The sequence below is a fragment of the Salinicola sp. MH3R3-1 genome, from assembly GCF_001937155.1.
Lineage (GTDB): Bacteria > Pseudomonadota > Gammaproteobacteria > Pseudomonadales > Halomonadaceae > Salinicola > Salinicola halophyticus.
Genome location: NZ_MSDP01000005.1, coordinates 45,520 through 70,843 on the forward strand (window position 1 = coordinate 45,520; position 25,324 = coordinate 70,843).

14 protein-coding genes are annotated in these 25,324 nt (G+C 62.5%); 8 read left to right on the forward strand and 6 right to left on the reverse strand.

Going from position 1 to position 25,324, the window contains the following annotated elements; genetic code table 11:
• The first annotated feature begins 11 nt into the window (after positions 1-11).
• Positions 12-1,277, forward strand: coding sequence for a glycosyltransferase family 2 protein (locus tag BTW08_RS03740; protein WP_075561189.1), 1,266 nt, complete (start codon positions 12-14; stop codon positions 1,275-1,277).
• Positions 1,278-1,422: 145 nt separating this feature from the next.
• Here the strand turns inward: BTW08_RS03740 and BTW08_RS03745 are convergent, their stop codons facing one another.
• Genes BTW08_RS03745 through BTW08_RS03770 form a run of 6 tightly spaced genes read right to left on the reverse strand, consistent with a single transcriptional unit; the run spans position 1,423 to position 16,132 of the window.
• Positions 1,423-2,745 carry an aminotransferase class I/II-fold pyridoxal phosphate-dependent enzyme gene (locus BTW08_RS03745; protein ID WP_075561190.1) on the reverse strand — a complete coding sequence of 441 codons (1,323 nt, stop codon included), beginning with the start codon at positions 2,743-2,745 and terminating at the stop codon, positions 1,423-1,425.
• Positions 2,742-10,385 carry a type I polyketide synthase gene (locus tag BTW08_RS19325; protein WP_075561191.1) on the reverse strand — a complete coding sequence of 2,548 codons (7,644 nt, stop codon included), beginning with the start codon at positions 10,383-10,385 and terminating at the stop codon, positions 2,742-2,744. Before BTW08_RS19325 ends, BTW08_RS03745 begins: the two co-directional genes overlap by 4 nt.
• A gap of 39 nt (positions 10,386-10,424) precedes the next feature.
• A complete protein-coding gene (locus BTW08_RS03755; protein WP_075561192.1) occupies positions 10,425-12,020 on the reverse strand; it encodes an LTA synthase family protein in 1,596 nt (531 codons plus the stop codon).
• On the reverse strand, positions 12,017-12,811 hold the full coding sequence (locus BTW08_RS03760) for an SDR family NAD(P)-dependent oxidoreductase (protein WP_075561193.1): 795 nt from the start codon (positions 12,809-12,811) through the stop codon (positions 12,017-12,019). The genes BTW08_RS03755 and BTW08_RS03760 overlap by 4 nt, the downstream gene beginning before the upstream one ends.
• A complete protein-coding gene (locus BTW08_RS03765; RefSeq protein ID WP_246837633.1) occupies positions 12,808-14,070 on the reverse strand; it encodes a capsular biosynthesis protein in 1,263 nt (420 codons plus the stop codon). Before BTW08_RS03765 ends, BTW08_RS03760 begins: the two co-directional genes overlap by 4 nt.
• A 1-nt stretch (position 14,071) precedes the next feature.
• Positions 14,072-16,132 carry a capsular polysaccharide biosynthesis protein gene (locus tag BTW08_RS03770; protein WP_075561195.1) on the reverse strand — a complete coding sequence of 687 codons (2,061 nt, stop codon included), beginning with the start codon at positions 16,130-16,132 and terminating at the stop codon, positions 14,072-14,074.
• Between the two features lie 737 nt (positions 16,133-16,869).
• On the opposite strand from BTW08_RS03770, the gene cysD reads away from it, so the two are divergent.
• The 7 genes from cysD (at position 16,870) to BTW08_RS03805 (ending at position 25,278) form a co-directional block, all read left to right on the forward strand.
• The gene (gene cysD, locus BTW08_RS03775; RefSeq protein WP_083627667.1) at positions 16,870-17,787 is read left to right on the forward strand and encodes a sulfate adenylyltransferase subunit CysD; all 918 of its coding nucleotides are present in this window, start codon (positions 16,870-16,872) and stop codon (positions 17,785-17,787) included.
• Positions 17,787-19,700 (forward strand): sulfate adenylyltransferase subunit CysN, encoded by a 1,914-nt coding sequence (cysN, locus tag BTW08_RS03780; RefSeq protein ID WP_075561197.1) that lies wholly within the window; start codon positions 17,787-17,789, stop codon positions 19,698-19,700. The genes cysD and cysN overlap by 1 nt, the downstream gene beginning before the upstream one ends.
• Before the next feature lie 180 nt (positions 19,701-19,880).
• Positions 19,881-20,285 carry a DVU3141 family protein gene (locus tag BTW08_RS03785; protein WP_139313567.1) on the forward strand — a complete coding sequence of 135 codons (405 nt, stop codon included), beginning with the start codon at positions 19,881-19,883 and terminating at the stop codon, positions 20,283-20,285.
• 180 nt (positions 20,286-20,465) lie between these two features.
• Positions 20,466-22,217: a polysaccharide biosynthesis/export family protein gene (locus BTW08_RS03790; RefSeq protein ID WP_245392154.1), complete on the forward strand. Its 1,752-nt coding sequence runs from the start codon at positions 20,466-20,468 to the stop codon at positions 22,215-22,217.
• A gap of 211 nt (positions 22,218-22,428) precedes the next feature.
• Positions 22,429-23,166, forward strand: coding sequence for an ABC transporter permease (locus tag BTW08_RS03795; RefSeq protein ID WP_075561200.1), 738 nt, complete (start codon positions 22,429-22,431; stop codon positions 23,164-23,166).
• A 13-nt stretch (positions 23,167-23,179) separates the two neighbouring features.
• On the forward strand, positions 23,180-24,166 hold the full coding sequence (locus BTW08_RS03800; RefSeq protein WP_083627668.1) for an ATP-binding cassette domain-containing protein: 987 nt from the start codon (positions 23,180-23,182) through the stop codon (positions 24,164-24,166).
• Positions 24,163-25,278: a chain-length determining protein gene (locus BTW08_RS03805; protein WP_075561201.1), complete on the forward strand. Its 1,116-nt coding sequence runs from the start codon at positions 24,163-24,165 to the stop codon at positions 25,276-25,278. The genes BTW08_RS03800 and BTW08_RS03805 overlap by 4 nt, the downstream gene beginning before the upstream one ends.
• Positions 25,279-25,324 lie beyond the last annotated feature (46 nt).

Sequence of the window (25,324 nt, forward strand, 5' to 3'; positions counted from 1 at the left end):
GGGATCCATTCATGAAACCGCTTTTCAAAGTCTGCGCCGTTGCCAAGGATGAAGGCCCATATCTGGCGGAATGGGTCTTCCATCACCTCCATTTCGGGTTCGATTTTATCCATATCTATATCAATCGAACTTCGGATGCTTCGGCCGCGGTACTTGAAAAAATCAATCAGTCACATCCTCAGGTGACGTTCGAGTTCATCGATTGGGTCGATCTCTGCGATCCCGCCGTCAGTAGCAAATTGCAGACCATTGCCTACGCCAGGGAGCTCGACCGGTCCCGGCAGCAGGGTATGGATTGGCTGCTGTTTCTGGATATCGATGAATTCTGGACGCCCGACGACTTCGCCACGCCCGTTGATCGCTTTGTGGCTCGAACGTCTCGTGATCAGAAGCCGGCGCCTATCTGCCACCTGTGGCACTGTGAACTGGGACAGCACGCGCCGTTTACGCCCCTTCAACGAGGCGCAGGCTACGAGTTGTCTTCGCATTTGAAGACGCTGATTCCGCTCGACGGTGTCGAGATAAAGCACGTGCGGGTTCATCATCCGATTTTTGGAAAATCGGTGGTACCGGTTGGCGCGGATGGCGAGCCGATGGTTTTCGACGAAAAGCAGCCTGAGCTGGCAAATCGCGCCGCCATTCGCCCCATGAGTGCCTATGTCATTCATCGAATGTATCGTTCAGAAGACGAATACATGGCGATGATGCTGCGTGGCAGACCCTCCCAGAGAAAGCAGTTGAAGCTGAATCGACCGGGTTACCGATCGCACCGGAACGTGACCGTGCGCCACCGTTTCTTCTGGCCCGAACATCCATTTCAGGATTACGATCTGGCCCGTCGTAGCTTCCTGGAAGCGAACGATATCGACAGTATCATCCGCGAGGATCGGCGCGCGATTCTCAACAGGGCGAAACTCGCCGTATCGATGATCAAGGAGCTGCTGGAAACGCCGGATCGCGACCGCGCCGTCGCCTTCCTGAGAGGCACCCGCCATGCTATCGCAGCTAACGACGAAGCGCCGGGTCCCGCACCGGCGGTGATTCAGCCTCTCGCCTTCGAAGGGCAACTCCCGCCCCCGTCAGTCCAGGCCGCGCCGGATCATCCCGGATCGATTCAGCCAGAGCCAGTTCAGCTAGATTTGACGCAATCAAAGCCGACGCTTTCCGAGTCGATTCGTCCAGAGCCTATTCAGGCCGAGCGCGAGGCCGAGATGTTACCCGTCGGTGAAACGAGGAGACGGCGTTCCTGGTTTGCAGCGCTGGTAGGGAGGTCTTAAATGAGCGGATATCAAGCAGAACGATTGCAGGACAAGCGGTAGCTGGCGCGTCGAGTTTTCAGGCGCGACTTCAGCAACAAAACGGCCTTGTCATCCATTCGGATGACAAGGCCGTTTTCGTTCTCGCTCTGCCGGTAGCTTGGCGTCAGCCAGTTCGCGCTTTCCACTCAGTCTCCAGCACGTCGAGCGTCTGGTCGATCTGCTCGCGAGTGTGGTCGCAGTTGAGGAAGAAGCGCAGGCGCGCGCTTTTCTCGGGTACGGCGGGGTGAAGGATCGGCTGGACGTTGATGTCGTGCTTGAGCAGGGCGTCCGACAGCCCGGCGGCGAGCACGGAGCTACCGACGATCACCGGCACCACCGCGACACCAATACTCTCGCCGATGTCGAACCCTTTGACCTTGGCCTGCTGCAGGAAGTAGCGCGAGATATCGTGCAGCCGCCTCAGGCGCTCGGGTTCATCCTTCATGACCTGCAGGGCGGCGAGCGACGGTCCGGCGACCTGGGCGGGCATGCCCACGCTGTAGAGGAAGCCCGGGGCGAAGTAGCGCAGCATTTCCACGAGTTCCCGGCAGCCGGCAATGTAGCCGCCGCAGCCGGAAAGTGTCTTCGAGAGCGTACCCATCCAGATATCGACGTCCGTCGATGGCACGCCGCAGTATTCCCGGAGTCCCAGGCCCTGATCGCCCATCACGGCAAAGGAGTGGGCTTCATCCACCATCAGCCACGCCTGGTGGCGCTGCTTGATCTCAACGAAGCGCTTCAGGTCAGGGGCGTCGCCGTCCATGCTGTAGAGCCCCTCGATCACCACCAGCACGCGCTCGAACTGGCGGCGATGGCGCGCCAGCAGGTTCTCGAGCGCGGCCGGGTCGTTGTGCGCGAAGCTCATGCGGCGGGCGCCGGATAGCTGCGCGCCGACCACGGTGCTGTTGTGGATGTATTCGTCGTGAAGCAACAGGTCCTTGGGACCGAGCAGGTAACCCAGCGTCGACACGTTGGTGGCGTGGCCGCTAACGAAGACCACCGACGCCTCGACCTCGTAGGTCTCGGCGATGGCCTGTTCCAGCTCGTGGTGGATCGGGCGCTCACCGGACACCGGCCTGCTAGCGGATACCGAACTGCCGTAGCGCTGCAGGGCATCGATGCCGGCCTGGATCACCGCCGGGTGGTGGGCCAGGCCGAGATAGTTGTAGCTGGCGAAATTGATGCATTCGCGTCCGCCGATCACCGTGGTCGCACCGGCGGTACTTTCGTGGACCTTGAAGAACGGGTCGGGAATGCCGAGCCGCTGGCCGCCTTCGCGCATCATCTTGAGCTGCTGATAGCCCGGATGCCGATCGAAGCGAGTGAAGCGCTCGTCAACGCCAGCGGTCGCCGATTTGGGGGCGGTGTCGCCTTCGGGGCGCTGCTGGCGGCGCTGGCGCGCCTCCTGCAGCAGGCGCTGTTTCAGCGCGTCGCGGGACTGGCTCACGATTTTGCCCCGCCGTCTTCCTGTGATCCATTGCCGTTCTGAAGCACTTCGACGCCGTGCTGAGCGGCCAGACCGCTGAGCGCATCCTCGTCGCTGTCGGATTCCGTATCATCGCCGCGCAGCTTGCCCATCAGGTAATCGCACAGCTTGGCCAGCGTACCGGCTTCACTGAGCACCATCACCGGAACCTGGATGCCCAGGCGGGCTTCCAGTGCGGTGACGAGTTCGACCCCCATCAGCGAGTCGAAGCCCATGTCATAGACGGATTTGTGGATATCGATCTTCTCCTCGTCGATCAGCAGAATCTTGGCGAGTTCCTTGCTGAGCACATCGATCAGGGTGGCGTAGAGCGCTTCCGGCGCCAGACTGGCCAGCAGCTGCTGCAGGTCGTCGTCGCCTTCCTGACTGCCATCGTCCTTGGCCGTGCGGGCGATCTCGCGATAGCGCGGTGCTTCCGCCGTGGGCAGGAAGCGCGCCAGGGCGTGCCAGTCGAGCTCGAGAACACCGAGAGAGGCCACGTCGGCCACCAGCATACGCTCGAGAACGCCCAGCGCGTCGGCGGAGGTCAGCGCCTGACCGCCAAGACGCTCTTGCAGGCTGTCGCGGGTCTGGGTATTGCGGGCCAGGAAGCCGACGTCCTCGATCGCGCCCCAGCGGACCACCGTTGCCGGTCGGCCTCGGGCGCGACGATTGGCGGTGAACGCTTCCAGCCAGTGGTTGGCGGCCACGTAGCTCGCCTGGCCAGGATTGCCGAACAGGGTAGTGGCGGAGGAGTAGACGACGAAGAATTCGAGCGCATCGCTTGCCGTCAGCGTATCCAGATGACGCGCGCCTTCGAGCTTGGGTGCCATGGCGTGACGAATGCGCGATTCGTCGAGATTGCGGATCAGGCCGTCGTCGATGACGGTCGCCGCATGCACGATGCCACGAATCGGCCCAAGGGACTGACGCGCTTCTTCCAGCACATGCTCGAGCGCCTGGGCATCGGTCACGTCGCAGGCGCGGGCCGCGACCGTGACGCCGAGCGCTTCGAGCCGCGCTACGCCGCTTTCGGCTTCCTCGGTGGTCGCACCACGGCGGCTCAGCAGCAGCAGTTGACGTGCGCCCTTGGCGGCCAGCCATTCGGCAGTCGCCAGCCCGAATCCGCCGAGGCCGCCGGTCACCACGTAGGTGCCCGCAGCGTCCAGCGTCAGCGGAATGTCTTTAGGCGCGGCAGCGGCCATCTGCGGCGGGCGTTCGTAGGTGACGACGACCTTACCGATCTGGCGGGCCTGCTGCATGTAGCGGAATGCCTCGACTACCCGGTCGCTGCCAAAGGCGATGTACGGCAGCGGCGACAGGGTGCCGTCGGCGAACAGCGCCATCATCTCGGCGAACAGCTCACCGGTCAGCTCGGGCAGCTCGCTCATCAGCTGGTCGGAGTCGACGCCGAAGTAGCTCAGGTTGTTGCGGAACGGGCGCAGGCCGACCTTGGTGTTCTCGTAGAAGTCACGCTTGCCGAGCTCGATGAAACGACCGAACGGCTTGAGCACCCGCAGGTTCTGGTTGATCGCTTCGCCTGCCAGTGAGTTCAGCACGACGTCCACGCCATCAACGCCGGTACCTCGGCCGTTGCCGCCGTTCTTCAGGGCCTGTCGTTCAATGGCGTTATCGTGAAGAATCTCTTCGGCGAACGTCAGGCTGCGCGAGTCGTAGATGCGCTCGACGCCCAGCAGGCGCAGGAAGTCCTGTTTTTCCGGCGAGCCGACGGTGGCGTAGATCTCGGCGCCCAGCCAGCGGCCGACTTGAATCGCGGCCAGACCGACACCGCCGGCGGCGCCATGAATCAGCAGCCGTTCGCCGGGCTGCACGCGGGCCAGATGCTTGAGCGAGTAATAGACGGTGAAGAAGGTCGTCGGGATCGTCGCTGCGGCGGCGTAGCCGATCTCGGCGGGGATCGGCGCGACGGCGTTGACGTCGGCGATCAGCCGGTCGCTGAAGCTGGCCGGGCCGAAGCCGACCACCGCATCGCCGGGGCGCAGCGAGCCGTTCGGGTCGCCGACGCTGATCACTTCACCGGCGAACTCCAGACCCAGGGTGGGCCCGGCGAAGCCGTTCTCGATCGCTTCGTCGGAGAGCAGACCGAGCGCGTACATTACGTCGCGGAAGTTGAGCCCGGTGGCCTTGACCGCGATCTCGACCTGCCCGGGCTGCGGGGCGGGTAGATCATGCGGCTGCCAGCGCAGATGGCGCAGCTGGCCCGGCAGTTCGAAGCCGAGGCTGACGGCGCGGTCGCTGGCGGGTTCTTCGGTGCCGACCGGCGTGCCGGGCGCCGCCGCCAGACCCAGCCTGGGTACCCAGCGCTGACCGTCGGTATCCAGCACGATCTCTGTTTCGGCGTCGGGTACGCTGAGCTCGAACAGCAGCGCATCCAGCACCTCGTGGGGAAGTGAATCCCGGCTCGAAAAGGGCAGATCCAACAGCCGTACCTGACGATTGCCCGCCTCGTTCTGTAGCGAACGACCGAAGCCCCATAGCGCTGCATCTTCGGGGAGCATGGAAAGTGCTGCATCTTCGGGCAGTGTAGAGAGCGCAGCATCCGCAGTGGCGTCGGACTGCTTGGAGAGCTCGGGCAGGGTAAGCGAATCGACTGCGGCCCCGGGCAGTGTAGAGAAATGCGCCCCAACACCCAGGGTGATCCACCACAGCGCGGCTTCACTTCCTGCCGATTCCAGCGTCTGCAGCCACTGGGCTGCCAGCACGCAGCGATCTTCCGCTGCGGTTGCCAGCCCCCGTAGGTCGACGATCTGGCTCGGGCTGATGCTCTCCAGCGCCAACGGCAACAGATCCCCGGGGGCCAGTTCACTACCGGCAAGGTGCAGTACCGGTTCGTCCAGCGAGCCGAAACGTGTCACCAGTGAGGCGGCGAGCCACGCCGAGGCATCGTCGCTGATCACCAGCCACTGTTCGGAGGGCTGGGCATCGGCATGCCCGGCAGCGCCAGTGTCGGACCGTGTTTCGTCAGTCGCCAGCGGCGCCTGGGCGGTCAGCAGCTGCAGGCCGCCCTGTTCGTTTTCCAGCGTATGCCGCTCGACCTGACGATAGCCGAGCACGTTCAGCTGCTGGACGACGCTTTCGAGATCTGCCGGACGCGACTGGGGTTCCATCGGCAGCGACAGGAACGACTGCCAGTCGGTGTCCCCCAGCGCCAGAATCGCGATCTGGGCGTCTTCGGCCAGCTGTGACGGTAGCCACTGCAGCATGGTGTCGATCTCGCCCTGGGTGCCATCCAGCGTCACCAGCGCGACGTTGGCGCCGATCTCTGGCGCGGCGGCACCGGGCGTCAGCAGGTCGACGCGCGGATCGTGTTCGGCCAGAGACTCCGCATCGCTCAGCGCGCTGTCTCGCAGCGCGACGAAACGATACTGGGCACGATCGCCTGGAAGACCGCTCATCAGTCGTTCGCCGAGCTGCGGACGCAGCGCCGAGGCTTCGAGCATAATCAGACGCTGATGGGGCGGCAGCAGCTCGAGCGACATGGCGTATTGCGCCAGCCAGGTCTCGGCCAGCGCGTGCCAGCCGCGCTCGCCGACGGCGGTTTGCACCAGTCGGGTCAGGCGCGGCGCGTCCAGCGCCAGCGTGGCCCAGCTATCAAGATGATCTTCGAGACGCTCTTCGAGCCAGTCCGTCAGATGGAGGCCGAAGCGGCCGATGCTGTGGGTCAGCGCGACGTAGTCCGGGTAGTCCCGGATCAGCAGATTCCAGACCGTCGCCGCGTCGATATCCGGGCTTTCCTGCAGCTGCCAGCCGGCCGGCGTTTCCGACACGATACCGGTGGCCAGCGCCAGCTCGATCAGCGCATGACGGCGCTGGCGGGTTTCGGTCGCTCCGGCATCGAAACGCCCGGCGAGCAGTTGCCCGTCGCTATCGGCGTAGCCCCGCAGCGCCTCGTCGAGAAATGCGGAAACCAGCGTTTCCAGTAGCGGTTCGACTTCATCGCCATAGCGGCTTTCGGTCACGCGACGATAGTTGTCGACCAGTTGCGCCAGCGCCAGCTCGGCGGTGGCCTCGTCCAGCGGCAGCACGGCGGCTTCGCGCGGTGCCGGCACCAGGCGATGATCGAGGTAGCTCAAGCGATGCTGAACGGCGTGACGCAGTCGGGCGGCCTTGAAACGCGCGCCTTCGACCACCGCCACGGCATTGCCGGCGGCGTCGAACAGCGCCACGTCGGCGCACAACGAGTGCGGGGCGCGGCTGGTGAGGCGGACTTCCATCGACGCCGGCGGCGCGGCATCGACCTGGAGCTGCAGGCGTTCCAGACGCACCGGCACGAAAGCCAGGCCGCCGGCTTTGGCGAGTTCATCGGCCAGCAGCGGGATGAAAAGCTGAAAGGCGCTGTCGAGGATACCCGGCGCTAGCAGGCAGTCGCGCTGATCCTCGGCTATCGCCGAAGGGAGATCGATGCGAGCCATGGCACGATCTCGTTCGATCCAGACTTCGCTGATCGCCTGGAAACCGGGGCCGTATTCCAGCCCGACATGGGCGGCCATTGCCAGATGCTGCTCTCGCGTGACATCCGCCGGCCGGCTCGGCAACGGCGTGCCGCGACGTGTCAGCAGCAGGCCACGGGTCTGCGCGGCAATGCGGGCGCGGGCGTTGAGCGTCCAGGCGTCGTCGCTCGCCGGCTCGCGGGTCTTCATGGTAAGGGTGCCGTCGGCGTCCTGAATTTCCACCTGCATCTTCTTGCCATGGGTGGCATCCAGCAGCAGCGGGCTGAGGATTTCCAGCGCTTCGATATCCAGCAGCGGTGACGCCTTGGCGGCCGCTGCCGCGGCGAGGGCGAGTTCGGCGAAGCCGGCCCCCGGAAACACCGTGGCGTCACCGACGCGGTGATCGGCAAGCCACGGGAGGCGGCGAGTATCGAGCTGGCTTTCCCACGCCATGCCTTGACGCGGTAGCCGATAGCCCAGCAACGGATGTTCGTAGTGCCGCGCCATCAGGCCCTGAGAGTCGCCAGTCGTCTTGACCCAGTAACGCTCGCGCTGCCATGGGTAGTGCGGCAGGTCGACGAAGCGCCCGGTGACCGGGAACCACGCCCCGGGAGAAACGGCGCCGCTGACCAGCAAACTGGCCAGGCTGGACTCCATGGCGCTGGCGCCGTCGTTGTCGCGGCTTAGCGTGGCGATGACCTTGCCGGTAACGGATTGCGCGGTGAGGGCATCGGTCAGGTAACGCCGCAGGATCGGCTGGGCGCCGATCTCGACGAAGGCGCGGGCACCGGACGCGATCAATGAATCGATCGCCGGCGCGAACTGGACCGGCTCGCGGATATTGAGCCACCAGTATTCCGCACCCAGTTCGCTGCCCGCCAGCGCCTTGCCGTCCACGGTAGAAAGGAACGGAATGCGGGCGTCACGGGGCGAAAGATGCGCCAGCGCGTCGATGACGTCCTGGCGGATCGAATCCATGGCGGGGCTGTGGAAGGCGTAATCCAGCGCCAGGCGCTTGGCGAAGATACGCTCACCGGAAAGCGCCGATTCCAGACGCTCCAGCGCTTTCGTGGGCCCGGCCAGAGTCACGCCCTTGGGGCCATTGACGCCGGCGATCACGACCTCGGCATGCGCGGGGTCTTTCAGCCATGCCTGCATCGCTTCGGCACCGAGGCCGACGGCGGTCATTTCGCCACTGCCACGTGTACGCCCCTGACACGCGCTGCGGTGATAGATGACGCTGACCGCTTCGGCGAGTGTCAGCGCGCCACAGGCCCAAGCCGCCGCAACTTCACCCACGCTGTGGCCGGTCACGGCGGCGGGATGCACGCCTTCGGCTTCGAGCACACGGGTCACGCCGACCTGAAGCGCGAACAATGCCGGTTGGGCGATCTCGGTGCGAGCCAGCCGCTCGTCATCGTCGGTCGAATTCTGTTGATTGGAACCGTCCAGCTCGGCACGCAGCGAGAAGTCGGCATATCTGGCGAACAGCGCGTCGACTTCGTCGACGGCGGCGGCGAACACCGCCGATTCACTCAGCAGCGTGCGGCCCATCGCTTCCCACTGGCAGCCGTTGCCGTCATAGACGAATACCGGGCCGTAGCCGATATCGACCCGCTCGCCGACGGCGGAACCGGGCACGCTCTCGGCGGCAGCCAGGGCGTCCAGCCGGGTAATCGCATCGGCGGCGTTGTCGCTCAACAGCACTGCGGCGTGGGGATGGCTCTCGCGACGGAAAGCCAGGCTGTAGGCGGTGTCGTAGAGGGACACGCCGCCCGCGGTCAGGTTGTCGCTGAGGCGTGCCGCGAACTCGCGCAGGGCTTCCGGACTGCGCGCGCTCAGGCACAGCGGCAGTCGACGCACGGGTGTATCGACGGCCTCGGATGCCGGCGTTTCGAGCGCAGACTGCAGGATGACGTGCGCATTGGCGCCGCCGAAACCGAACGAGTTGATGCCGATGGTCAGCTGGCCTTCGGCCTTCAGCTTGCGCGGCTTGTCGACGATGTCGAGATTCCAGCCTTCGAGGTCGATCCTCGGATTGACCTTGCGAATGCCGATGGTGGCCGGGACTTCGCGCTCGCGCAGGGCGTACAGCGCCTTGGCCAGGCCGGCAACGCCGGAGGCGGTTTCCAGGTGACCGAGGTTGCTCTTCACCGAACCGATCGGCAGCGGCGTCTTGCGCTTCTGGCCGATCGCCGCGCCAATGGCGCGGGTTTCCAGCGGATCACCGACCGCGGTGCCGGTGCCGTGGGCTTCCAGATAGTCGATATCGTCCGGCGTCAGCCCGGCGCGCTCCAGGGTCTGGTTCATCAGCTCGACCTGGGCGTCGGGGTTGGGAACCGTCAATCCCTTCTTGTAGCCGTCGGTGTTGACGCCGCTACCGGCGACCACGGCCAGTATGCGATCGCCATCGGCGACGGCCGTGTCGTAATCCTTGAGCAGGAAGATCCCGCCGCCTTCGGAACGCACGTAGCCGTCACCGGCTTCGTCGAAGACCTGACAGCGCCCGGTGGGCGAGAGCATGCTGGCCTTGGCGAAGATGATGAAGCCGAACGGGTGCAGGTGCAGGCTGATGCCGCCGGCTAGCGCCATTGTCGTTTCGCCGCTGCGGATCGACTGGCAAGCCTGGTGAAAGGCGACCAGCGACGAGGAGCAGGCGGTATCCATCGACATGCTCGGACCGTGCAGGTCGAACAGGTAGGAAATCCGGTTCGAGGCGATGCTCGAGGTATTGCCGGTCGCCGTCGAGGTGTCGATCGCCGACATGTCGTCGGCCATGCGATACGAATAGTCGAGACTGGCAATGCCCAGGAACACGCCGCACTGGCTGCCGCGCAGCGCCTGCGGCGGGATGCCGGCGTCTTCCATCGCTTCCCAGGTCATTTCCAGCAGGATGCGCTGCTGCGGATCCATCTGGGCGGCTTCACGCGGCGAAATACCGAAAAAGCCGGCATCGAAACCGGAAATGTCGCCGAGGCTGCCGGCGGCAAAAGTATAGCTGGTGCCCGGATGTTGCTTGTCCGGGTGACGATAGGCTTCCAGGCCCCAGCGGTCTTCGGCGACCGTGGTGACGAGGTCTTCGCCGGTCTTGAGCGCTTGCCAGAAACGTTGGGATGTCGGGGCGCTCGGAAAACGGTGAGCCGCGCCGATGATGGCAACGCGTTTGGTCATTGGGACTCCTTGCTTCGTAGCGCGCGGGCTACGCCTTTCTCAATTCGCACCAAGCTTGCCTGCGTGGTCGATAATTCTGTCGTAGATTGTGGTTCCCAGCTTATCGGCTGGGAGCGTCATCCGCACGTTATCCCCCGAACGGGGCGCTGTCTGCCAGATGAAATAGTTCGTGAAACCATCCGGCTCGCCATGCTGTGCGTAGACTTTCGGCATGATCGGCACATGGTCGCCGTAGAAACCCAGAATGCCGTGCCGGCTGCTTTTATGAAGCTCGTTGTTATCCTGCAGCTCGCTGTTCTGTTGCAGAGAGTCCCTGAGTCGTTCCAGCATACTATCGGTATTGCGTAGATGCCTCAGATAAACCGTTAGCTCTTCGCAACCGGGAGTAACGCCACCTTCGACCCATCGCTCGGCAATGGCCGGGTCCGGCGTTTCGAGATGGAGCGGGCCGTGATTCTCCATGCTGATCACGAAGATGAACAGCGGTTTTTCGTCCGCCGTTGCCAGCTGTTTCTGAACCCGCTCTGCCAGCGCCAGATCGCCGGTGTACTGACCGTCGCGCTCGCTGAGATCGAAATCGGCGATATCGATGAAGGTGTCGAACCCGAGATTAGGGTAGACCCGATCGCGCAGGTAGAAACTGACGGGATACGGATGGATACAAACCGTGCGATAGCCCAGACGTTTGAGGGCGCCGGCGAGATTGTTGACCGGCAGCTTCGAGAGCTGGTGGTAAGGATTGAAACGATGCACGCCGAGCCGTGACGGGGTGAATCCGGTCAGGACCGCGCATTCGGTGCGCACGGTATTGGCGCCCCAGGCGGGCACGTCGAAACGCCCCGACTGCAGAGATTCGGCCATCAGCGCATCGTATTCACCCAGCAGTTCGCGCCGAATGTCCGGGTGCCAGTCGCGGGGATCGAAGAAGGATTCGCTTTGAACCAGCACGACGTTGGGCAGCGTAGCGGGATCGACGGGTTCGGATTCCAGATCCCAGGGGGCGGCGAAGGCGCTGTCGTTATCGTCGCGGTCGATGGGCAAGCGGGTCATTCGTCCATAGGCCCAGAGATAGGGATAGAGGCCGAGTCGCACGAGATCATCGTTGGGTTCCAGCGTGCATTCGGGCAGCCGGGGCAGTTGCCAGCTCAGCACGGCGACGGCAGCCGCGGTCAGCGCCAGCGTTCCCGCCAGCGACCAGGGCGCATCGGCATGACCGAAGAGCGATGGCTCGAGCCAGAAACCGATGCCGATGGCGATGGCGCCGGCCAGGCTGGCGCCAATCGTCAAGCCGACACCAAAAAACGGGATATAGAGCCGTGGATGACGAATGGCGTCGATGAAGTATTCGAAATCCTGGCACAGGAAGGGCTCGCGCAGCGATGTCGACTTGGTGTTGTTGACCTGGATCACCACCATCTGCAATGACGCGGCGATGACCAGCGCAAACCACGGCCGCTGGACGATCAGAAGCCAGAATGTAAAGTGCAGGGCGGCCGTTGCCAGGTGCACGGCAATCGCGGCTGGCGGGCGTTGCCACAGCGGCTGCGGGCGCGGTTTCAATATCATTTCGCACAGGCTGGTCACCACCAGCGTGGCAATCGCCGCCCAGAACCCGTTCCAGAATCCGTGAATCATCGATGCGCTCCGTCGCCGTGGTCGTGGTCATGGTCGTGGTCATAACCGAACAGCGTCAGCAGTCGCTGCGAGATCGCCGCCGGTAATACGGCCAGCCACCAGCAGCCGAAATTGAGCGGAAAGGGGAAGCTGATCCTGGCGCGATTCCTTTCGATGCCCTGGGCGATGAACCGGGCGGCGCGCTCGGGCTGCCAAAGAAACGGCTTGGGGCCGGGCATCTCATCGCACATCTTCGAGCTGACGTAGCCCGGCATCACCACGCTGACGCCCACACCGTGCGGCGCCAGCCAGCCGCGCAGCGCTTCGCCGTAGGCCTTGACGCCGGCCTTGCTGGCGCTGTAGCTCGGCGTCACCGGCAAGCCGTGATAGGCGGCCAGCGAGCTCATCAGCACCAGCTGGCCGTGACCGGCGGCGCGCATGCGTTTGCCGAGGTGGTTGCCCATTGCCATCGGCACACGCAGATTGATTTCGAGCAGGCGGCTGGCGTCGTCCCAGTCTTCGCCGCTGGCATCTTCTCCGATATTGATGTTCATGCCGGCATTGACGATCACGATATCCGGCACCGTCGGCGTGCATAGCGCTTCCAGCCAGGCGAACAGGACATCGTCGTCTTCCAGTGCGACCTGATCCAGCTCGACCTCGGCACCGGCGTGACGACACGTGGCCGCCAGGGTCTCGAGCACGTCGAGCTGGCGGCCATGCAGGATCAGTTGGTTACCCGGCTTCGCGTAGACGGCGGCCAGTGCCTGACCGATGGCGCCGGTGGCACCGGTAATGACGACTCGGGTCATGACGCGATCTCATCCATGAGTTGTTGTAAGGGGGAGCGTTCCCGCTGTAACGCCTGAAGGGCGTTTTTCGCCGCCAGGTCGATTCCCGGACGGCAGTAAAACCCGCCGTTGATCTGAACCGTCTGGGCAACGGTCCGGCGGTAGGCCCGGAACAGTTCCGCGTCCGGTTTGGGGACATTGTGCCAGAATTCGTCCAGCGTGCCCTGATGGGTCAGGCCGGCCATGTCATAGACCGGCGAGGCCAGCGTGTGGGTCGGGCAGTCGAAACCGAGCGAGACGTTGCCGGCGGTGCTGTTGACCGTCACCAGTCCGCTGGCGTGCTTGAGCAGTGCCTCGAGATTGCCGCCTTCGAGATAGACGAGGCGGTCGCCCAGATCGTATTCGTGCGTCAGTACCTCGATCAGGCTCGCGTACTGGGCCAGCCCCATGTCGAGGGGATGGTTCTTGATTACCAGGAAGGCATCGCGCGGGGCGTGGTAGGCGAACGATGCGGCCACCTTGCCGATCACTTCCTGCATGTTCTTGTAATCGGAATGGTAGCGAATCTGGGCATCGCTCTTCAGCTGCAGGGGCAGCAGGTAAAACGGCCGTTTGGCGTCCAATAGCGCTTTCACGCGCTCGTTGTCGCGCCGTTTCAGGTACGGCATGCGCATCTTGCGCAGCAGAAAGCCGGCGTATTCCACCGGCGCGGTGACCAAAGCGTGGTTGCGGTAATGCGGGTGGAGAAACGGATTGGCGATCCCCGCCAGATGATAGATCACATCGTGGCGCGCCCGGGTGTGGAACTGGTTGGGAAACGCCATGGGTCGCCCGGCGCTGGGCAGCCGCCTGCCGGCTTCGCGGTACCAGTCCGGATCCCGCGGCAGCAGCGAATGGGCGTTGACGCCTTCGCGCTCCAGCGTCACCCAGTAAGGCCGGAAATAACCTTCCTCGAAGACGTGATTGCGGATACCCCGGCGCCGCGCGGCCAGAATGGCGCGTCGATGCACCGGGCGGCGGTCTCCGAAGACGACCTGATCGGTGATCTCGTGGCGATCCCATATCTGCGAAAGATATTCGGGTATGTCCTTGGCCTGACCGCGGTAGGCGTAGGTATTGCCCTGACGCCAGAAAGCGCTGTCGCCGACGGTGAAATTGATCTTGATCACTTCGTGTCCCGCGGCCAACAGCTGTTCGCCCAGCCGGTCGAAAAACGGCGAGCAGACACCTTGCAGCAACAGAAAGCGTTTGTGCGCGCTGCTCAAAGTCGAAGCACTCAATTCATTGCCTTTGGGAGAACAGGTTGCGGTACAGACGATACAGACGCACACGAAAGGGCAGGCCCGAGCGCTGATCGCGTTGCTGTTGCATCAGCTCGACGGCGGTGTCGGCATTGCAGAATTCGCCGCTCAGAGGATCGACATAGGTCGGATAGATCAGCAGCGCGCCGGCGATCAGGGCATCCAGTGTCAGCTGTCGTTGGCGACGCGGGGAGGATAGCCGATCCTGCGTCAGACCCCAACCGGCATAGAAGGGGAGGCCGTAGGTATGCACATCCACCTCGCGCATCAAGCCTTCGAAGCCCGTCAGCGAACACATGGTATGGATCTCGTCGGCCAACTCGATCAGATCGATGATGTCGTAGTGAACCAGCTCGAGGTCATAGAGTTCGCTGGCACGCTTGTCGAGCAGGCCGACCCGCGCGCCGGAGACCACATCCGGGTGGGGCTTGTAGATGATGAACGCGTCGGGTCGGTTGTGCCTGACGGCTTCGAGCAGCGCCTGGTTGGTCTTGATTTCGGGGGAGCCATGCGCGATCGAGGCGTCGCTTTCGACCTGGCCCGGGACCAGCACGATGGGTCGCGAACCCGCTACGCCTTCGGGCAGCGTGGGTAGCGTCTTGCCGCGCACGTTGTATTTCGACAGCTTGAGCTCGGTCAGGCGTCGGCGCAGGCGCTCGGCGCGCGCCAGTAGCGCCGGCTCGAACTCCGTCTCCGTCAGCAGCCGTTCGAGTTCGCTTTCATGATTGGCGTCGTAATAGAGCCCGCGTGAATCGAATGCCAGCGACAGCGGCCGGGTCAGGTCGACCCCGAGCCCGACCGAGCGCACGAACCCATCCTCCATTCGCCATAGTTTGAGTCCGTGCTGACGGCATAGCGCCTTGAGCTCGTCGGTGGCCTTCTGGCCCCACACCACCAGACTGTCGCGACCCTCGAATTCATGGGGCTGCGGCCGGTCGCTCTGAAGGAAGCGCACGCTCGACGCCGGACCGAGAAAATCGGTAATGAAAGCCCGCTTCCAGCTGGAAAAGCCGACTGCCAGCCAGCGTCCGGCGAGGCGATCACGCTGGCGCTTCTGATCGGCGATCAGGTCGATGGTGGCCTCGAGCGTCGATGGCAGCCCGGTGTAGGGGTTGGCATAGCGGCAGTAGCGCAGGTAGGCCGCGGCGAAGAGTTCCGGCAGCGAGCGTTGTCGCTGGCGGCGTTCGCAGTGGAGCTCATCGAAGGTCAGTCCCCAGCCGGCATAGAACGGCATGCCGAAACAGTGCACCGGCTTTTCCGCCATCAAGGCTTCGAATCCCAGCTGACTGGTGACCACGTAGACCGCGTCGACAGCGTCGATCAGCGCCCACGGGTTGATGTCGTCGCCGATCAATCGGCAGCGAGGGTGTGTCGAGGCCTGAGTCAGATAGCCCTGCTTACGCCCGGCGATGACGTCGGGGTGGGTCTTGATCAGGATTTCGGCGTCCGGATGATCGGCGATCGCGCTCTCCAGCATGCGCTTGAACGAGCTGGCATCGGCCATGCCATGGGTAATCGAGGCGTCGTCGCGGGTCTGGTCGATGACCAAAACCCGCGGCCGATCAGAGGTCGGCAGGGGCCGATCCGGCGCATGGTTGTACTTCGACAGACGACACCGGCGCAGACGCTGCATGGCCTGGCTGGCGCGTGCCAGTTCCTCGGTCTCGAAGACGGCCTCGGCCAGCAGTGTTTCCAGATCGGACGGCCGGGTCGCATCGTAATAGATACCGCTGTAGTCCACGACCAGGCTGTGGGGCTGGGAGTAATGGACGCCCAGCCCCAGCGAGCGCAGAAAGCCATCCTCGATCGCGACATAGGGCAAGCCGCGGCGGGCCGCCATGCGTCTTGCCCGGGTCGATGTGGGCTTCAGTCCCCAACCGAGAATGGCATCCACGGGCTGGCGGCTGCCCGGCTTGAGGCGAACCTGACGCGAATATTCCGGTAGCAGGCAGCGGATGATGTGCCAGCGGGCCAGGCCCTTGGAGAGGTAGCCGGCCACACGCGGGGAGGACGGTCGCAGAACTGTCGAATCGTTATGCATGGGTCACGAAAAGCCAATGCGGTCCGTCGTCGAAGAGAATTGCGGCATCGCTATTCCTGGGGCGAAGGCCCGACGCGCCGTGAATGTGAAAAGGTGCCAAAGCTACTCAAGTCTGCCGCTTTAGGCAATCGAATGCGCAGTGTACCGCATACCAGGGTGGGCGAGCGCTTTTGCGCTGTAGCGAAATGATAAGAGCAGACATGTCGTGATCACATTCGCAATTGTTAGGTGAGTAGTGAATGCGGCAAATGTAAGCAAACTTTTCTCATAGAAAAATCGATGTTTACGGTATTAACAAATTCACACTTTTCCCGGTACGTGCGATGTATTTATTTCCTCGACTTTGTCTCTAAAAACAGGAGTAGGGGCGCTTTTATACGCTTAACATTTCCCTTTGATGGTTTTATTGAACGTCGCTAATGAGACCGTGTCAGCATTTTATCGATAGGGATAATGTCTTGAAAATCATTTAAAAACAATGCCATATCTAAAGTATTAGCTCGCCGTTTTTTAGCATGATTCCTTCCCGTGTAATGTTTTATTCAATGCGCCACAAAAATGAATTTTGACATTTACATGGGCTTACTTTCGGCGATTTTAATATTTGACTCGAGGGTATCGTTTGACCGAAAAGGAGTCTCGAAACAACAAATCAAGGCAACGATCGTTGATGTCTGGTCCGTTTCAGGGCCAAGGACTCGGGTTTCGTTACTCTCGATCGGCTGCACGGGAACGTTATGCGCGAACTCACACACAGGGCTCACATGCACCTTCGGCAACTCGAGGCGGAGTCGATCCAGATTATCCGGGAGGTGGTTGCGGAGTTCCGCAACCCGGTAATGCTCTATTCGATCGGCAAGGACTCTTCGGTGATGCTGCATCTGGCGCGTAAGGCGTTCTATCCGGGAACGCCGCCGTTCCCGCTTCTGCATGTCAACACCACCTGGAAGTTCCGCGAGATGATCGAGTTCCGAGATCGGACGGCGGCTCAGGTCGGAATGGAACTGATCGAGCATGTCAACGAGGAAGGACGCGCCGCGGGGATCAATCCGTTCGATCACGGCAGTGCCAAATACACCGACGTGATGAAGACCCAGGCACTCAAGCAGGCGTTGAACCAGTACGGCTTCGACGCCGCTTTCGGTGGTGCCCGCCGCGACGAAGAGGCTTCTCGGGCCAAGGAGAGAGTCTATTCGTTCCGGGATAGAAACCATCGCTGGGATCCCAAGCAGCAGCGTCCGGAACTGTGGAATCTCTACAACGGCAAGGTAAGCCAGGGCGAATCGATCCGGGTGTTTCCGCTCTCCAACTGGACCGAGCTGGATATCTGGCAGTACATCCGTCTCGAGTCGATCTCGATCGTTCCGCTCTACTACGCCGCGCCGCGTCCCACCGTGGTTCGTGGCGGCATGTTGCTCATGGTCGACGATGGTCGATTGCCGCTCGCGGCCGGGGAAGTGCCTGAGGAGCGCTGGGTACGCTTTCGCACGCTGGGCTGTTATCCGTTGACCGGCGCGATCGAATCACGGGCAACCACCTTGCCCTCGATCATTCAGGAAATGCTGCTCACCCGGACCAGCGAGCGCTCCGGGCGTGCCATCGATCACGACGGCGCCGGGTCGATGGAGAAGAAAAAGCGTGAGGGGTATTTCTGATGATCCCTCATTCCGCACGGTTCACCCCCAACCTCGAAGGGCATCTCGCCGCGCATCCGGAGAGTGAGACTCACGAGGGCAAGGATCTGCTGCGCTTCATGACCTGCGGCAGCGTCGATGACGGCAAGTCCACTCTGATCGGGCGGCTGCTGCATGACTCCAGGATGATCTTCGATGATCAGCTGGCGGCCCTGACCCGTGATTCGAAGTCGCGAGGCCACCTCGGCGGCGAGCTGGACCTCGCTTTGCTGGTCGATGGACTGCAGGCAGAAAGAGAGCAGGGCATCACCATCGATGTCGCCTATCGGTTTTTTTCCACCGACAAGCGCAAGTTCATCATCGCCGATACGCCTGGCCATGAGCAGTACACCCGCAACATGGCAACCGGGGCGTCTACCGCCGATCTGGCCGTCATTCTGATCGATGCCCGCTTCGGGGTGCAGGTGCAGACGCGCCGACACAGCTTCATCTGCGACCTGCTCGGTATCCGGCATTTCGTGATCGCGATCAACAAGATGGATCTGGTCGGCTACTCCCAGGCACGATTCCAGGAGATCGTTGCTGACTACCGCGGCTTCGTCAGTCAGCTGGGCGTTTCCGACGTTCGCTATCTGCCGATATCGGCACTGGATGGCGACAACGTGGTCAACTCGAGCCCGCATATGAGCTGGTTCGACGAGCCGCCGTTACTGGCCCAGCTCGAGCAGATCGAGGTGTTGTCGGCGCGCAGCCTGCACGAGCTGCGCTTTCCGGTGCAGTACGTCAACCGGCCCAATCCCAACTTCCGCGGCTACTGCGGGACGGTGGCCGCCGGTGCCGTCGAGGTGGGTGCCGACATTCGAGTCGAGCCTTCCGGCAAGCGCTCTAGCGTCGCTCGAATCGTCACCAATGACGGCGATCTGGACGTGGCGTATGCGGGGCAGTCGGTCACGCTCACGCTGCAAGATGAGATCGATGTCTCGCGCGGGGACGTTCTGGTCGCGGCCAACAGCGACATCGAGCCCTGTACCGCTTTCGTCGCCGACGTGGTGTGGATGCACGAGACGCCACTGGCAGTGGGTCACGAGTACGAATTCAAGGCCGGCGCCCGCGTCGTGCCGGGACGCGTCGTTCGTTTTCTCTATCAGGTCGACGTCAACACCCTCGAGCACCACGCGACCGAGACGTTGCCGCTCAACGCCATCGCCCGCTGTCAGATCGAGGTTGCCGAGCCGCTGGTGCTGGATCGCTATCAGCACTCGCCCGAGACCGGAAACTTCATCTTTATCGACAAGCTGAGCAACCTGACCGTGGGTGCCGGCATGGTGGCCGACGTACTGAATTCGGGCCATGTGGTCTGGCACGACATGGCCGTCACCAAGCACCGGCGCGCAGAGCGCAATCGTCAGAAGCCGAGCATCATCTGGTTCACCGGGCTCTCCGGCGCAGGCAAATCCACCGTTGCGGATGCGCTGGAGCGGCAGCTCTTCGGCATGGGCCACAACACCTACCTGCTGGACGGCGACAACGTTCGCCACGGTCTTTGCCGTGACCTCGGTTTCAGCAATGCGGATCGTCAGGAGAACATTCGGCGCATCGGCGAGGTGGCCAAGCTGATGGTCGACTCGGGGATGCTCACGCTGGTCTCGTTCATCTCTCCGTTTCGTGAAGATCGTCTCGAGGTTCGCCGCATGGTCGAAGCCGGCGAGTTCATCGAGGTCTTCGTCAACACCCCGCTTTCGGTTTGCGAGCGCCGGGATCCCAAAGGGCTCTATCGGAAGGCCCGCCGCGGCGAGATTCAGCAGTTCACCGGTATCAGCTCACCTTACGAAGCTCCCGAGTCACCGGAAATCGAAATCGATACCTCCGCCTGTGATCTCGAGGAAACCGTCAGACGTCTCATCGTGGCGCTGCGTCGCCACAGAATTATCTAGCGGTCATCAATATCCGGAATTCGACATTTCAGAAAGAGAAGTTCACGTCAGGAAGAGAAGTTCACGTCAGAAAGAGAAGTTTACGTGGAAAAGGCGGCAACGACGTTGGGCGCTACAGACACATATCAGGCTAGGTTCTCGGCGATAACGCGCGAGAAATCGAGGGGAAGGGTGGTCGCGATGAGACAGGAAAAAGAGCAGGTCATCAGCAGGAAGTCCGTAACCCGGTGGATGGCTTTGACGTTGGCACTCGCCGCCGTTTCGGGGTGTGCCACGTCACAGCAACACGGTGACTCGATGGCGGCGATGCCCATGGATGGCGCAACGCCGGTAAGCGGACCGCTGTCGAGTTTTCTCGATAGTGCCGCCCCCGGCAGCGTAACCACGCTGGCCAGTACCCCTTGGGGCGCGAACGTTTCGATACACGCCCGGGAGCGCTATTTCTCGGCAAGCGGTCGGCGCTGCCTGCTCCTCGACGTGACACGCAACACGGCACCGGCCGGTCTGCCGGTAGGCGAAGTGACCTGCCTGGTGCCGGAAAAGGGATGGTATGCGCAGCGATTGGTGACGGAAATCATTCGCTGAGGATAGATGCCGACGCGCAGTCGGATATGTCCTCGACGAAGCCGTCGAAAGCCGTCGTTCCCGATGCCGGAACGACCTATCTGCCAACGAATCACTGAGTGCCATTAAAGGCATTCAAGCGGATCTCAGTTACCGAAATCCGACGTTCGATGGCCTGAAAACGTGAGAAAGGGAAACATCATGAAGCGGGCAGCAATGATTTTCCGGGCCGTGTGCCTGGTGGCGGTAGCGTGCTTGAGCGCCAACTTTGCTCACGCGCAGGCGATCGGGCTGAGCAGTAGCTCGTTGCTTGGCGGCGACCAGGAGGCCCAGGCGTTGACCTCGCAGTCCGACGATGCCCAGGGTGCCGAGGCCTCGCCGAGAGCGGATTGGAACAGCGGAACCTATGGCCCCGTCGATCCGAATGGATCAGTCGATCCGAGGTCGCAAGCCGTAGTCGACCCCGAGAATCTGCCCCCGTTCGGCGAGAATCTTTTCAGCGGCGGCTTCCGCGGCATGATGGCCGATGGCCTCAATGCCGACTATCTGATCAAGCCCGGCGACCAGATCACGATTCGGGTCTGGGGCGGGGTCGAGATCGATCGCGTGCTGGCCGTGGATGCTCAGGGCAACATCTTCCTGCCACGAATCGGGCCGTTGCAGGTTCAGGGAATATCCAACGCCCAGCTCAATGCCAAGGTGCGCGGAGCGATCAAGTCGGTCTACCCGGAAAACGTCAGCGTCTACACCAACCTTCAGGGCGTGCAGCCGGTGGGGGTCTTCGTCACGGGTTACGTCTTGAATCCCGGGCGCTACTCCGGAACGCCCAATGATTCGGTGCTCTACTTCCTCGATCAGGCGGGCGGTATCGATCAGGCCCTGGGCAGCTATCGTCAGGTCGTGATCAAGCGGGGAAGCCAGGTCGTCGATTCCGTCGATCTCTATGACTTTCTGATCAACGGCGATATCGCTCGGCCCCAGTTTCGCGACGGCGACACCATCGTCGTCGAGGAGCGCGGTCCTGCCATCAGCGTCGTCGGCGCTGTACAGAAAAGCTATCGCTACGAACTGCTTGGCGATGCGCTGACCGGGCAGGACGTGATCAATCTGGCTCGCTTGAAATCCGGCGTCTCGCACGTGCTGCTGCGTGGCAGTCGTTCCTCGGGGCCGATCTCCCGTTATCTGCCACTGGCCGACTTTCGAAGTGCCGAAGTTCGTCGTGGCGATGAAGTGATGTTCAGCGCCGATCAGCGTGACGAGACCATCGTGGTTCAGGTGGAAGGAAGTTACTACGGGCCGTCGCGATACGCGTTGCCCCGCGACGCCAAGCTGGGTGAATTCCTCGACGCGGTCAGCGTGCCGCAGGGCATGACCAGCTACCAGGATGTTTCCATCCGCCGCATCAGCGTGGCGGAGCAGCAGGCGCAATCGCTGAAGGACAGTCTGCGGCGCCTCGAAACCACCTATCTCGGCTATCCGGCGCGTACTGCCAAGGAAGGGGAGATCCAGGTTCGTCAGGCCGAACTGATCCAGCGATTCGTGCAGAAGGCCTCTCAGGTCAAACCGACCGGCCGTCTGGTCGTCGCTCGCGACGGCAATGTCGCCAATATTCGGCTGCAGGATGGCGACGTCATCACGATCCCCGAGAGTTCGGACTCTGTGCTGCTGAGCGGCGAAGTCATCATTCCTCAGGCGATGGTCTATACGGCGGGCATGAGCGCCGAGGACTACATCCAGCAGGCTGGCGGATTCACGCCCCGCGCCGACGAGGGGCAGGTGCTGGTCGTTCACCGCAATGGTGCCGTCATCAAGGCCGATCAGACCCGCATGCGTGCCGGCGACGAAATCATCGTTCTGCCCGCGGCGCCGACCAGCAACATCGAACTGGCCACCAGCATTACCCAGATCCTCTATCAGGTCGCCGTGGCCACCAAAATAGCGCTGGATCTATGAGCGCGCTCGATCCGCGGTCCTGCCGCGCCCTTGCTGCGGGACAGAGTTTCCGCGGCACCTTCGGGGGGACTCCGTCATGGCTATAGATTCTTCACGATCGGGGCTTTTACCACCGGGCTTCCCGCCGGGGTTTCCCGGGCCGGGTTTCGCAGGACCTCCAGGGGGGCCTTCGCGGTCGCCTTGGCGAGTCGCCCGAAGCGTCTGGTTCGCCATGTTCATGCGTGAGGCGATTTCTCGGACCATGGCCGACCGCATGGGCTGGTTCTGGATGATCTTCGAGCCGCTGGCGATCATCGGCGTGATGGTATCGGTACGCGGGCTGTTCATGTCCGGCCGGCATATCGCCGGCGCCGACTACGTCGCCTGGATGGTGGTCGGGCTGATGGGCTTCATGTTGTTTCGCGAGAACATGATGCGTTCGATCGGCGCGGTCGAGGCCAATCGCGGGCTATTCGCCTATCGCCAGGTCAAGCCGATCGATCCGGTGCTGGTCCGCTGCTTCCTCGAAGGCATGCTCAAGTCGCTGATCTTCATTCTGTTCATCACCATCGGCAGCCTGCTCAAGTTCGAGCTGATGCCGGACTACCCGGTCGGCGCGATGATGGACTGGATGTCTCTATGGGCGCTGGGCTGGGGATTCGGGCTGACGCTGTCAGTGCTGGGCGATCTGGTGCCGGAAATCGGCAAGATCGCGCGCATTCTCAACCTGCCGTTGCTGTTGCTCTCCGGGGTCATTCTGCCGGTGCTCTACGTGCCCCATCAGTATCGGGAATATCTATTGCTGAACCCGATCGTGCACGGCCTGGAGAGCATGCGGCTGAACTTCTTCGCCGGCTACCACACGATCGGCGGCATCGATATGACTTACCTGTGGCTCTGGGCGCTTGCGTCGATTTCGCTGGGGCTGGTCCTTCACCTGCGTTTTCGCGATCAGCTGAAAGCGCACTAGGAGATCTGCCCACATGATCGAGATCCGCAATCTCTACAAGCGCTACCACAATCATCACGGCAGCCAATGGGTGCTCAAGGACATCAACCTGACCATCCCCTCCGGTGTCAGCGTAGGGCTTCTGGGCCGCAACGGCGCCGGCAAGTCGACCCTGCTGCGACTGATCGGCGGGATGGACTCGCCGGATCGTGGCGACATCATCCGCAACAGTCGGGTTTCCTGGCCGATCGGTCTGGCCGGCGGTTTTCAGGGATCGATGACCGGTCGCCAGAACGTCAAGTTCGTGGCCCGTATCCACGGGGCGGAGGAAGAAATCGAACGGGTGATCGAGGAGGTCGAGGCCTTTGCCGAGATCGGCAGTGCCTTCGACGAGCCGGTCAAGACCTACTCGTCGGGGATGCGTTCGCGCCTGGCATTCGGCCTGTCGCTGGCCTTCGATTTCGATGTCTACCTCTCGGATGAGGCGACCGCGGTCGGTGATCGCGCGTTCAAGGCCAAGGCTCAGAAGGCGTTCAAGGATCGTATCGGCAAGGCCAGTCTGATCATGGTCTCCCACGGCGAGGGGGTCCTGCGGGAGTTCTGCGAGGCCGGCATCGTGCTGGAGAAAGGGCAGGCGCAATGGTTCGACGATATCGAGGATGCGATCGGCGCTTATCACGAAGCGACTGATGGCAAGAAGACCGCGCCGCCGATCGTGCCCCAATCGCTCTCCGAAGCGAAGCAGGCGCTGATGCAGGCCAATCGCGAATTCGAGCAGGTGCGTCTCGACTATCAGATCGCCAGCGACGATCCCGCTCGCAACGATCCGGATGACACCCTGCGCTGGCGCATGGAAGAAGCCCGCGAGCGCATGCATGAAGCGCGCCGCTACGTACAGCAATTCCAGGCGCAAGCGAAGCCCAGGCCCACGCCCAAACCTCGTAATCGAACGACAGCGCCTACGACACAGACGACGAACAAGACCCCGAAAAAGACTCCGAAAAAGACAGGTCGGCCATGAACAAGTCAGCTCATACCCATAAGTCATCCCGGTTACGCAAGTCATTCCACTGGATCGTGTGCTTCATCGCGATCGTCGTCGTCTCACTCTACTGGGCGCTATGGGCCAGCGACCGTTATGTCTCTCATACCAACGTGGTACTGGAAAGCCCCCAGCTCGCTTCGCCGACCTTGAGCGTGAGTTCGCTGTTGAGCGGCGGCTCTTCCAGCAATCTCGCGGACATGCTGCTGCTGCGCGATTACATGCGCTCCGTCGACATGCTGAAACTGCTCGTCGACGAGGCGGATTTCCGCAATCACTACGCCAACTCCGGTGCCGATATCTTCAGCGCGCTTAGCGACGAGAACGCACCGCTGGAGGAGCTGCACGACTACTTCCTTTCGCGGATATCGGTGGAGCTGGACGACTACGCCGGCGTATTGCGGATCGACGTCGAAGCCTTTACCCCGCAGGAAGCCAACAAGATTGCGCAGCTGCTGCTGGAAGAGGGCGAGAGCCACATGAACCTGATGGGGCAGCGGCTGGCGGAAGAGCAGGTGCGTTTTCTCGAACAGCAGGTTTCGCTGTTGGAAGACAAGTTCCAGCAGACCCGAGACGCGCTGGTCGATTACCAGAACTCCAACGGCCTGGTCTCGCCGACGGGCACGGTGGAGAGCCTGAGCTCGGTGGTTTCGACCCTGGAAGGACAGCTCGCGGTCGCCAAGGCGCGCAAGAGTGCCCTGGCAAGCTTCCAGAGCGTTCGTTCTCCGGAAATCGTGCGCGTCAGCAGCGAGATCAAGGCGCTCAACGATCAGATCGTGCAGGAGCAGGAGCGGCTGGCCCGCCAGTCCGGTGACGCGCTCAACAGCATTTCCTCGAAATACCAGACCTTGATGCTGCGCGCCCAGTTCGCTCAGGAGAGCTACTCCGGGGCGCTGGGGGCACTCGAAACCACCCGTATCGAGGCTGCCCGCAAGTTGAAGCAGGTTTCCGTGCTGCAGACGCCGACGATGCCGGAATATGCCGAGCAGCCGGAGCGCGTCTACAACTCGGTGGTTTTCGCGGTGATCGCGCTATTCATCACGCTGATCATCAACATGCTGATTCTGATCGTGAAAGACCATCGCGACTGACGTTCGCCATCGATCCAGCAATGAGCGTTGCACGACAAACCCACTA

Excerpts from the sequence above, each read along its gene's own strand:
- BTW08_RS03740 (WP_075561189.1), top strand. The coding sequence starts at position 12 with ATGAAACCGCTTTTCAAAGTCTGCGCCGTTGCCAAGGATGAAGGCCCA.
- BTW08_RS19325 (WP_075561191.1), bottom strand. The coding sequence starts at position 10,385 with ATGACCAAACGCGTTGCCATCATCGGCGCGGCTCACCGTTTTCCGAGC.
- BTW08_RS03755 (WP_075561192.1), bottom strand. The coding sequence starts at position 12,020 with ATGATTCACGGATTCTGGAACGGGTTCTGGGCGGCGATTGCCACGCTG.
- BTW08_RS03760 (WP_075561193.1), bottom strand. The coding sequence starts at position 12,811 with ATGACCCGAGTCGTCATTACCGGTGCCACCGGCGCCATCGGTCAGGCA.
- BTW08_RS03770 (WP_075561195.1), bottom strand. The coding sequence starts at position 16,132 with ATGCATAACGATTCGACAGTTCTGCGACCGTCCTCCCCGCGTGTGGCC.
- cysD (WP_083627667.1), top strand. The coding sequence starts at position 16,870 with ATGCGCGAACTCACACACAGGGCTCACATGCACCTTCGGCAACTCGAG.
- cysN (WP_075561197.1), top strand. The coding sequence starts at position 17,787 with ATGATCCCTCATTCCGCACGGTTCACCCCCAACCTCGAAGGGCATCTC.
- BTW08_RS03785 (WP_139313567.1), top strand. The coding sequence starts at position 19,881 with ATGAGACAGGAAAAAGAGCAGGTCATCAGCAGGAAGTCCGTAACCCGG.
- BTW08_RS03790 (WP_245392154.1), top strand. The coding sequence starts at position 20,466 with ATGAAGCGGGCAGCAATGATTTTCCGGGCCGTGTGCCTGGTGGCGGTA.
- BTW08_RS03795 (WP_075561200.1), top strand. The coding sequence starts at position 22,429 with ATGTTCATGCGTGAGGCGATTTCTCGGACCATGGCCGACCGCATGGGC.
- BTW08_RS03800 (WP_083627668.1), top strand. The coding sequence starts at position 23,180 with ATGATCGAGATCCGCAATCTCTACAAGCGCTACCACAATCATCACGGC.
- BTW08_RS03805 (WP_075561201.1), top strand. The coding sequence starts at position 24,163 with ATGAACAAGTCAGCTCATACCCATAAGTCATCCCGGTTACGCAAGTCA.